The following is a 9,101-nucleotide window of genomic DNA, read 5'->3' as shown; positions in this document are numbered from 1 at the left end:
CAGCCCCCGAGATACTGCCGTTCTCCCGATCCAGTGCCTCGAAGAACCTCGCCTTCAGGACCCCAAAATCCATGATCCCCGCAACTCCCTGAAGATCAGGGTGTTGCGGGGATCGTTAGAACCCGCCCGCGGTGACGGGCCCGTTCTCACTCGGCTACCAGCGATACCAGCGGCCGCGGGTGCCCGAGGCGCCGGCGCCGCGGAACACGAAACCCAGCAGCCAGAGGATCAACACGATGACGGCGATCCACCAGAGTGCCTTGAGCGCGAAGCCCGCGCCGAACAGGATGAGGACGAGCAGAAGAACGATTACCAACGGAAGCATCGCTTCCACCTCCCGGCCCGCGTATACCCCGCCCCGGCCGATCTATGTCCGACACGACGCCCATCCCGGACGGCATTCTCAGCCCAGGTGGGAGCCGGTCACGGTGGGGTTGTGCGCGCCGAGGAAGAAGATGCCGGGGTAGCCGTGCGTCTCGAAGCCGGCGCTCGGATTGTGACGCAGGGTCGAGGACTCGATACGCATCGTGCCGCTGCGGTCGTTGCTGACGAAGAAGACCGCGCCGCCGCCCTCGCGGGCGTGGTTGTTCGCGACGATCGTGCCGGCGATCCGCAGCGCGAAGCGGTTCCCGTCGTTGTAGATCGCTCCTCCGCTCCCGCCGCCCGGTGTGCCGCCGCGGGCCGGGTTCGCGCCGCTGCCGACCGCCGAGTTGTACGACAGGACGCTGTTCAGCACGACCCACGAGACCCCGATGCTGCTCAGCGCGCCGCCGTTGGAGCACGAGCCGCCCTGCCCCGACGCGCCGCCGAAGGTGCTGCCGACCACGTACACCGGCAGGTTCCGCGACTGGCTGAGGACCCGGATGGCCGCCCCGCCGAGGTCGGGCCCGCTGCGGTCGCAGCGGTTGCGGACGAACCGGGAGTTGACCACCTTGAACCGGCCGCCCCGTACGAAGATGGCGCCGCCGCCCCCGCCCTCGGTCTTGTCGCCGGTGGAGTTCCCGTCGGCGAACGTCAGGTTCTGCACGGTGAGCTGCGGCGTCGGCTGGTCCTGGCAGTGGGAGGTCGTGTAGCCCTGGGCCGGGTCACAGGTGTTCATGTAGAGGATGCGCCGCCGCCCGCCGCCGCTCAGCGTGACCTTCCCGCCACCGTCGAGGACGATGCGGGGGCCGTTGGCGTTCCTGATCTTCGCGGTGGCCGCCATCGTGATGGTCACCGGCGCGGGCCCGCAGGAGAACCTGATGAGGCCGCCCGCGGCGACGGCGGAGACGACCGCCTGTGAGGTGCAGCTTCGCGGCGTGCCCTTGCCGATCACCCGGGTCGGGTGGGAGGTGTCGACCGCGCGGGCGGCGGCGGGCACGGACGCGTGGCCGTTCGGGTTGCCCTGCCGGAACGGCTTGGGCTTGGCCTTCCTGACCGCCGCCGCGCTCGGTGTCGGCGAGGCCGGCGGCGAGACCGCGACCTGGCTCCGCGACGGACCGGCCGCCGCGTCCGGCCGATGGTCCGGACCGCACGCCGCCAATACGGACACCAGCCCCACGACCACCAGAACGCCCCTCTTGTCACGCATCCGCCGATACTAGGGCGCTCCCCTACCTCGCGGTATCTCCCGTACGGGTCCGGACCCGGTCAGCGGACCGTGTCAGGCGACACAGCGGGGCGCGTTCTCCGCGCACATCATGAAGGCGGAGTCACGGAGGGGCGGGGAGCCGATGGATGAGACGCCGCCGTCTGCGGACGGCGTGGCGGGGCAGGACGACGCGGAGAAACAGGACTCCACGGGGCAGGACTCCGAGGGGCAGGGCGACGCGCTGCCGGCCATGGTCAACTTACGCTGGTACAACCATGCCGAGGCGGCCGCGACGGCGAAGTTCACCGTGGTCGCGCGGCGGCTGCCCGCGCTGATCCTCCAGGCGCTGCGCCTGGCGTGGCGCGCGGGGCCCGCCGACACGGTGACGACGCTGACCTTCAACCTGTTGTCCGGCGTCTTCACGGCGCTCGGCCTGCTCGCCACGACCGGAGTGCTCGAGGCCCTGCTGGCGGCGGGCCCCACGCCGGGCCGCGTACGCGCGGCGCTCCCGTCGCTGCTGCTGGTCGCCGGGGCCGGCGTCGCGCGGGCGCTGCTGTCGGCCGCCGCCGGCTGGGCCGAGGCCCGACTGACGCCGCGCGTGCAGCAGCGGGTCGAGATGGAGCTGTACGAGGTGACGAGCCGGATCGACCTGGCCAGCTACGACGACTCGGAGTTCTACGAGGCGCTCACCCGCGCCGAGGGACCCGGCTCGACGGCGGCGAGCGAGGTGGTCTCCTCCACGGTCGACATGGTCACCGGGGCGACCTCCTTCGCCGCCGCCGCCATCGCGATCACGACGCTGCATCCGGTGCTGCTGCCGCTGCTGCTCGTCACGGCCGTCCCGGAGGCGTGGGCCGCCGTACGCGTCGCGCGCTCGCGCTACCTGATGATGCTGGAGACCATCGCGCCGCGGTACCACTCGGTGATCCTCGGCAACCTGATGAGCACCCCGACGTACGCCGGCGACCTGCGGTCGTACACGATGCAGGACCTTCTCCTCGGCCAGTACCGCCGGGTGGCCGGGATCTACCGCGACGCCCAGCTCGCCCTGGCCCGCAGGAACGTCGTCACCCGGCTCGCCGGAAACGCCGGTACGGGCGTGGCCAACGGCGTGGTCTACGCCGCGCTCGGCGTCCTGCTGGCCGCCGCGTGGCTGCCGCTCGCGGTCGCCGGGACCGCCGTGCTCGCCATCCGTACCAGCCGGGGCGCCCTGTCGGAGCTGATCCACGCGGTGAACAGCTGCTACGAGGAGGGCCTGTACCTCACCGACTACACGACCTTCCTGCGGATCGCCCGCGACCACCTGCCGGCGCCGGCCGCGGCCGAGGTGCCCTGCCGGTTCGCCGAGATCACCGTCGAGAACGTCTCCTTCACCTATCCCGGCGCCGACCGCCCGGCACTGCAGGACGTCTCACTCACCCTGCCCGCCGGTCAGATCGTGGCGCTCGTCGGGGAGAACGGCTCGGGCAAGAGCACCCTGGCCAAGCTGCTCGCCCATCTGTACACGCCGAGCGCCGGTCACATCCGCTGGGACGGCGTCGACCTCGCGACCGTGGACCCCCAGTCCGTACGCTCCCACATCGCGGTGATCGCCCAGGACCACGCACGCTGGCCGATGACCGCCCGCGCCAACATCGTCCTCGCCGAGGACGGCGACCCGGACCGGCTCGGCCGCGCGGCGGAGTCGGCGGGCACCGACGAGGTGGTCGCGGACCTGCCGCGCGGCTGGGAGACGATGCTGGACCGGCGGTTCAAGAACTCCCACCAGCTCTCCGGCGGCCAGTGGCAGCGCGTGGCCGTGTCACGCGGCTTCTACCGCGACGCGCCCCTGATCATCTGCGACGAGCCGTCGTCGAACCTGGACGCCCGGGCGGAGCACACGCTGTTCGAGGCGATCCGCCGCCACATGCACGGCCGTACGGTCATCCTCATCACTCATCGGCTGGCCAACATCCGCCACGCGGACGTCATCCACGTCCTGGAGAACGGCAGGGTCACCGCGAGCGGCACCCACGACGGCCTGATGGCCGCCGAGGGCACGTACCGCGACCTGTACCTGCTCCAGGCCGCGGCGTACGAGAACGCCGGCGACACCGAGGAGCCCGCCCACCGCCTCTGACGTGAGACCGTCCGCCCCCGTCGCCCCGTCGCGAGGCCCTGCCGAACCGAACGCCGCCCGCAGCACCCGAAGTTCGGACGGCCGTGTGAGCGCTCCGGTCGATCGGCGGGTCTGTCAGTTGACCAGTGGGCGGACCTCCTCGCCGGCGAAGCGTACGAAGCCCTCCGGGTCGGGTTCGGCCAGGGCCGGCTGCAGGACGACGGTGTCGGCGCCCGCGTCCGCCCAGCGTCGTACGGCGGTGGCGATCGTGTTCGCGTCGCCGGCCACCATGAGCTCCGGAATCGGCTCGCGGCCCTCGCGCCGCAGGTCGGCGGCGACTCGTTCCTCCGCGCCCTCGCCCGTCGCGGCGAGGACGTAGGCGATCAGCTGGTGCGGCTCGGTGCGGCCGGCCGCCGCGCGTCCCTCGTCCACGAGTCGCCGGGCCTCGCGTACTCCGTCCGGGGTCGTGCCGGCGACGAGGATGGTGCCGTCGGCGGCCTCGCCGCAGAGTCGCAGTGAACGCGGCCCGGTCGCGCCGGCGACGACCGCCGGGGCGGACAGCGGCGGCCAGTCCAGGGCGACCTCGTCCAGCCGCACGTAACGGCCGGCCGTGCCGACCGTCTCGCCGCGCAGCAGCGCGCGGAGCGCGTCGAGGTGTTCGCGCAGCAGCGTCACGGGCGACTCGACCCGCGCGCCGACCTGCTCCATCCAGTCCTGGACGCCGTGCCCGACGCCGATGGTCGCCCGGCCGGGGAACAACCGGTGCAGCGTGGCGATCTCCATCGCCGCCACGGCGGCGTTGCGCAGCGGCACCGGGAGCAGCCCCACGCCGACCCGCAGCCGCTCGGTCCACGCGAGCACGGCGGAGGCGGTCGCCAGGCCGCTGCCCCAGAAGCAGTCCTCCCACAGCCACAGCTCGTCCAGCCCGGCCGCGTCCGCCGTACGGACGAGGTCGCGCAACCGCTCGGGGGGCAGCTGAGGCCGGCACACGGCGCCGAGAATCGTCATGGCCGCATCATCGCGCACCCGGCCGACAGAACCGCTGCGGGCGCCGCGCTCGATAGGATGGTCGTTCACCATTCTGGAGAGACCATGACCACCGCGCTGGCCGACCTCGGCCTGACCATTCCGGTGCTCGCCGCGCCGATGGCCGGCGGGCCGAGCACGCCCGCGCTGGTCACCGCCGCCGCGCGCGCGGGAGGGCTCGGTTTCCTGGCCGCCGGCTACCGCACTCCGCAGGCGATGGCCGAGCAGATCGCCGCCGTACGGGCCCAGGCGGTGCCGTTCGGCGTCAACCTCTTCGCGCCCAACCCGGTGCCCGTCGACGTCGCGGCGTTCCACCGCTACGCCGAGGCGATCCGGGCCGAGGGCGACCGGTACGGCCTGGAGCCGGCCGGCGGCGAACCGGTCCAGGACGACGACCACTGGCAGGACAAGATCGACTTCCTGCTCGCCGAGCCCGTCCCGGTCATCGGTTTCACCTTCGGCGTGCCCGACGCGGCCGTCGTCGCCGCGCTGCGCCTGGCCGGGAGCCTCGTCGTCCAGACGGTCACCTCGGCCGAGGAGGCGCGCGTCGCCGTCGAGGCGGGTGTCGACCTCCTGGCCGTCCAGTCCTCGGCGGCCGGCGGCCACTCGGGCACGCTCACCCCGGCCCGCCTGCCCGCGCGTACGCCGACCGCGGAGCTCGTCGCCGAGGTGGGCCGTACGACCTCGTTGCCGATCATCGCGGCCGGCGGGCTGGCCACCTCCGCGGACGTGGCGGCCGTGCTGCGCGCCGGAGCGGTGGCCGCCGCCGTGGGCACGGTGCTGCTGCGGGCCGACGAGAGCGGCGCGTCGGCGACGCACCAGGCGGCCATCGCCGACCCGGCCCGCGACGAGACCGTGGTCACGCGCGCGTTCACCGGCCGGCCCGCGCGTGCGCTGCGCAACGAGTTCGTCGACCGGTACGCCGCCGTGGCGCCGGAGGGCTATCCGGCCCTGCACCACCTCACCGGCCCCCTGCGCAGGGCGGCCGCCGCCGCGGGCGACCCGGAGCGCCTCCACCTCTGGGCCGGCACCGGCCACCGCCACGCGACCGCCGAACCCACCGCGCGCATCCTCGAACGCCTGGCCGGAGGGCTCTGAGGCCCGGCTACTCGCCGAGGATCCGAGCCTTCTCCTCGGCGAACTCGGCGTCGGTCAGCACGCCGTCGCGGTGCAGCCGGCCGAGCTCGGCGAGCTCCTTCAGGCGCTCTGCGCCGGCCGGCCGGGAGCCGAGCTCGAACGTGTAGACCCGCCCGCCGACGTCGTCCTGTTCCGGCTCGGGAACGATGGTGACCCGCTTGTGGTTGCGCGGGCTCACCGCGACGTCGACCGTCTGCCCGGCCTGAAGACCGGCCGGGCAGATGCCGCAGTCGGCCTCGTACGGCTCGCGGCCGGGGACGCTCACCCGCAGGCGGTACTTGTAGACGCGCGGCGACTGCCAGGTGGGCTCACCGCCCACCACGGCACCGCCACGACGACGATGGCCAGAACGATCCCGGCCACGCCCGGAAGCAGAAGGTGGATGACGTGGTCGCAGTGGAGGATCGTTACGCGGACGTCGTCGAGGAGCCGACGGGTGTGCCGGGGGTCGACCCGCCGGGCGGATCACGCTCGGTGTCAACCACCCGGCGACGCCGCCGGCACGTGGATCGTCAGGTCAGCGGGCGAAGGCGGCGTCGACCAGGGTGGTGGCGATCGTGGTGGCGGTTTCGGCGGCCTTGGGGTCGTGGTCCATCCAGGCGGAGATGCCGGAGCCGTCGTAGAGCATGACCAGTTGCCGGGCCAGACCCTCCGGGTCGGGGGCCTCGGCGGCGTAGGCCAGGTCGAGGAACAGCGAGCGTACCCAGACGCGGTACTCCTCCGACACCTGCTCCACCGCTCCCCCGGGCTCGGACTGGGCGCTCGCGCCGACGAAGGCGCAGCCGCGGAAGCCGGGCTCGGCGAAGGCGATGCCCTGCACCGCGAACACGCCCACCAGGCGCTCGCGCGGCGTCTTGTAGCGCGCCGCGAGTTCGCGTGCCATGCGCTCGCGGGTGCGGGTGTGCCGGCCCTCGAGGTAGGCGCGGACCAGGGCCTCCTTGCTGCCGAACGTGTTGTACAGCGATCCTTTGGCCACCCCGGCGCGCTCGATCACCCGGTCGATGCCGACCGAGCGCACGCCCTCCCGGTAGAACAGCTCGGTGGCGGCGGCCAGCAGGCGCTCCCGGGCCGAGGCCCGGTCCAGAGTCGTCTCGCCCATACCGGCACCCTAGCAGACCGATCTGTCTATCGAAGCACGGCGAACGTGACTGAACAGATCTGTCTAGAAAAAACAAACATAGCTAGTTCGCGGCAACGGAGAAGTTGACAGTGCTAGACCGACCTGTCTAATGTCCTCACACAGTAGACAAACTGGTCTACTCAACGACCCCGAAGAAGATGACGATGACGGACAACAGCACGGCTCTGGTCACAGGAGCGACGTCGGGCATCGGCCGCGCGATCGCGCTGGCGCTCGCCGCGGACGGGCACCACGTGATCGTGCACGGCCGTGACCCCGCCCGGGGGGCCGCCACCGTCGAGGTGATCGAACAGGCCGGCGGGCACGCCCGGTTCGTCGCCGCCGACCTCACCGACGTGGCCGGCGTACGCCGCCTGGCCGCCGAGGCCGGTGACGTGGACGTGCTGGTCAACAACGGCGGGCGCTCGTGGTTCGGCCCCACCTCCGACCTGGACACCGGCACGTACGACGCGATGTTCGCCGCCAACGTGCGCGCCGCGTACTACCTGGTCGCCGCGCTCGTACCGGCCATGGCCGAGCGCGGCAGGGGCAGTGTCATCAGCATCAGCAGCATGGCCGCGCAGGTCGGTCTGGCCGGCGGCGCCGCGTACGGCGCCACGAAGGTCGCGCTGGAGGCGATGACCCGCGCGTGGGCCGCCGAGTTCAGCCCGAAGGGCGTGCGGGTCAACGCCGTCGCGCCCGGCCCGACCTTCACGGAGGGCGCCGACCGCGGCCGGATCGAACAGCTCGGCTCCACCACGCTGCTCGACCGGGGCGCGCGCGTCGAGGAGATCGCCGACGTCGTCGCGTTCCTGGCCTCGCCCAAGGCCGGCTACGTCACCGGCGCGGTCATCGCCGCCGACGGTGGCCGTACCGCCGTCTGAACCCCCAGAGAAAACAGAGAACCAACCCCATGACCGACCGCGCCCTCGCCCCTGCTCCCGTCACCGCCACGCCCACCCGGCTCCCGGCCCCCATCGCGAGCCTGACCCTGCTCGCCTCGATCGTCGTCTCACTGCTCGCCGCCTCCTCCGCCCCGACCCCGCTGTACGCGATCTACCAGGCCGAATGGGGCTTCACGCCGATCACCACGACGGTCGTGTTCGGCGTGTACGCCCTCGCGGTGCTGGCCGCGCTGCTGACCCTCGGCCGTCTCTCGGACCACCTCGGCCGCCGTCCCGTCCTCCTGACCGCGATGGCGGTCCAGGTCGTGGCGATGGTCATCTTCGCCACGGCCGCCGGCGTCCCCGAGCTGCTCGCCGCGCGCGTCGTGCAGGGGCTGTCGACCGGGGCGGCGCTCGGCGCGATCGGCGCCGGCATGCTGGACGTCGACCGCGCGCGCGGCGCCACCGCCAACGCGGTCGCCCCGGGCATGGGCACGGCGACCGGCGCGCTCATGTCCGGCCTGCTCGTGCGATACCTCCCGGCGCCCACCCACCTGGTCTACGTGGCGCTGGTCGGGGTGTTCGCCGTCCAGGCCGCCGGTGTGCTGCTGATGCCGGAGACGGCACCCCGCCGGCCGGGCGCGCTCGCCACGCTGCGGCCCGAGATCCGGCTTCCCGGCCACGTACGGCCCGCGATGCGCCTCGCCGCCCCGGTCCTGTTCGCGGTCTGGGCGCTGGCCGGGTTGTACGGATCACTCGGGCCCGCGCTGGTCCGTGTCTCTTCCGGCTCCTCCTCGGTCGTCCTCGGCGGGCTCAGCCTGTTCGTCCTGGCCGGGACCGCGGCCGTCTCGATCCTGCTCCTGCGCGGGCTCGCCGCCCGTATGGTCATGCTCATCGGCGTCACCACCCTGATCGCGGGCGTGGCCGTGACGCTCGCCGCGGTGGACGCCTCCTCTCCCGGCTGGTTCTTCGCCGGTACGGCCGTCGCGGGCGTCGGCTTCGGCAGCGGGTTCCAGGGCGGCATCCGCATCGTCATTCCGACGGTGGCGGCCGGTGAGCGCGCCGGCGTCCTGTCTCTCGTGTTCGTCGTGTCCTACCTCGGCATGGGCGTGCCCGCGGTCGTCGCCGGCGTCCTCGTCGTGCACGGCGGCGGACTGCTCGTCACCGCCCGCGAGTACGGCATCGCCGTGATCGTGCTGGCCGCCGTCGCCCTTCCCGGCCTGCTCCGCCACGGAACCGCGCGGACCGCCGCACGGGCTTGAGCAG

9 protein-coding genes are annotated in these 9,101 nt (G+C 73.0%); 4 read left to right on the top strand and 5 right to left on the bottom strand.

Going from position 1 to position 9,101, the window contains the following annotated elements:
• Nucleotides 1-154 precede the first annotated feature (154 nt).
• Nucleotides 155-325 carry a hydrophobic protein gene (locus QWU11_RS44070; protein WP_290120567.1) on the bottom strand — a complete coding sequence of 57 codons (171 nt, stop codon included), beginning with the start codon at nucleotides 323-325 and terminating at the stop codon, nucleotides 155-157.
• Between the two features lie 78 nt (nucleotides 326-403).
• The gene (locus QWU11_RS44065) at nucleotides 404-1,570 is read right to left on the bottom strand and encodes a hypothetical protein (RefSeq protein ID WP_290120566.1); all 1,167 of its coding nucleotides are present in this window, start codon (nucleotides 1,568-1,570) and stop codon (nucleotides 404-406) included.
• Nucleotides 1,571-1,712: 142 nt separating this feature from the next.
• On the opposite strand from QWU11_RS44065, the gene QWU11_RS44060 reads away from it, so the two are divergent.
• Entirely contained in the window at nucleotides 1,713-3,689 is a 1,977-nt protein-coding gene (locus tag QWU11_RS44060) for an ABC transporter ATP-binding protein (protein ID WP_290120565.1), read from the top strand.
• A gap of 114 nt (nucleotides 3,690-3,803) precedes the next feature.
• On the opposite strand, the gene QWU11_RS44055 is transcribed toward QWU11_RS44060, so the two are convergent.
• Complete coding sequence (locus tag QWU11_RS44055; RefSeq protein WP_290120564.1) at nucleotides 3,804-4,676, bottom strand: LLM class flavin-dependent oxidoreductase; 873 nt, start codon at nucleotides 4,674-4,676, stop codon at nucleotides 3,804-3,806.
• Between the two features lie 84 nt (nucleotides 4,677-4,760).
• On the opposite strand from QWU11_RS44055, the gene QWU11_RS44050 reads away from it, so the two are divergent.
• On the top strand, nucleotides 4,761-5,792 hold the full coding sequence (locus QWU11_RS44050; protein WP_290120563.1) for a nitronate monooxygenase: 1,032 nt from the start codon (nucleotides 4,761-4,763) through the stop codon (nucleotides 5,790-5,792).
• Between the two features lie 7 nt (nucleotides 5,793-5,799).
• Here QWU11_RS44050 and QWU11_RS44045 read toward each other — a convergent pair whose 3' ends face one another.
• Nucleotides 5,800-6,150 (bottom strand): SHOCT domain-containing protein, encoded by a 351-nt coding sequence (locus QWU11_RS44045; protein WP_290120562.1) that lies wholly within the window; start codon nucleotides 6,148-6,150, stop codon nucleotides 5,800-5,802.
• Nucleotides 6,151-6,348: 198 nt separating this feature from the next.
• Nucleotides 6,349-6,930, bottom strand: coding sequence for a TetR/AcrR family transcriptional regulator (locus QWU11_RS44040; protein ID WP_290120561.1), 582 nt, complete (start codon nucleotides 6,928-6,930; stop codon nucleotides 6,349-6,351).
• A 185-nt stretch (nucleotides 6,931-7,115) separates the two neighbouring features.
• Between QWU11_RS44040 and QWU11_RS44035 the strand changes: the two genes are divergently transcribed.
• On the top strand, nucleotides 7,116-7,835 hold the full coding sequence (locus QWU11_RS44035; protein ID WP_290120560.1) for an SDR family oxidoreductase: 720 nt from the start codon (nucleotides 7,116-7,118) through the stop codon (nucleotides 7,833-7,835).
• Nucleotides 7,836-7,864: 29 nt separating this feature from the next.
• Entirely contained in the window at nucleotides 7,865-9,097 is a 1,233-nt protein-coding gene (locus QWU11_RS44030; protein ID WP_290120559.1) for an MFS transporter, read from the top strand.
• Nucleotides 9,098-9,101 lie beyond the last annotated feature (4 nt).

Origin of the sequence: Actinomadura sp. DC4 (assembly GCF_030406325.1) — a bacterium.
Lineage (GTDB): Bacteria > Actinomycetota > Actinomycetes > Streptosporangiales > Streptosporangiaceae > Actinoallomurus.
This window is presented reverse-complemented; position numbering and strand designations above follow the sequence as displayed.

Excerpts from the sequence above, each read along its gene's own strand:
- QWU11_RS44070 (WP_290120567.1), bottom strand. The coding sequence starts at position 325 with ATGCTTCCGTTGGTAATCGTTCTTCTGCTCGTCCTCATCCTGTTCGGC.
- QWU11_RS44065 (WP_290120566.1), bottom strand. The coding sequence starts at position 1,570 with ATGCGTGACAAGAGGGGCGTTCTGGTGGTCGTGGGGCTGGTGTCCGTA.
- QWU11_RS44060 (WP_290120565.1), top strand. The coding sequence starts at position 1,713 with ATGGATGAGACGCCGCCGTCTGCGGACGGCGTGGCGGGGCAGGACGAC.
- QWU11_RS44055 (WP_290120564.1), bottom strand. The coding sequence starts at position 4,676 with ATGACGATTCTCGGCGCCGTGTGCCGGCCTCAGCTGCCCCCCGAGCGG.
- QWU11_RS44050 (WP_290120563.1), top strand. The coding sequence starts at position 4,761 with ATGACCACCGCGCTGGCCGACCTCGGCCTGACCATTCCGGTGCTCGCC.
- QWU11_RS44040 (WP_290120561.1), bottom strand. The coding sequence starts at position 6,930 with ATGGGCGAGACGACTCTGGACCGGGCCTCGGCCCGGGAGCGCCTGCTG.
- QWU11_RS44035 (WP_290120560.1), top strand. The coding sequence starts at position 7,116 with ATGACGGACAACAGCACGGCTCTGGTCACAGGAGCGACGTCGGGCATC.
- QWU11_RS44030 (WP_290120559.1), top strand. The coding sequence starts at position 7,865 with ATGACCGACCGCGCCCTCGCCCCTGCTCCCGTCACCGCCACGCCCACC.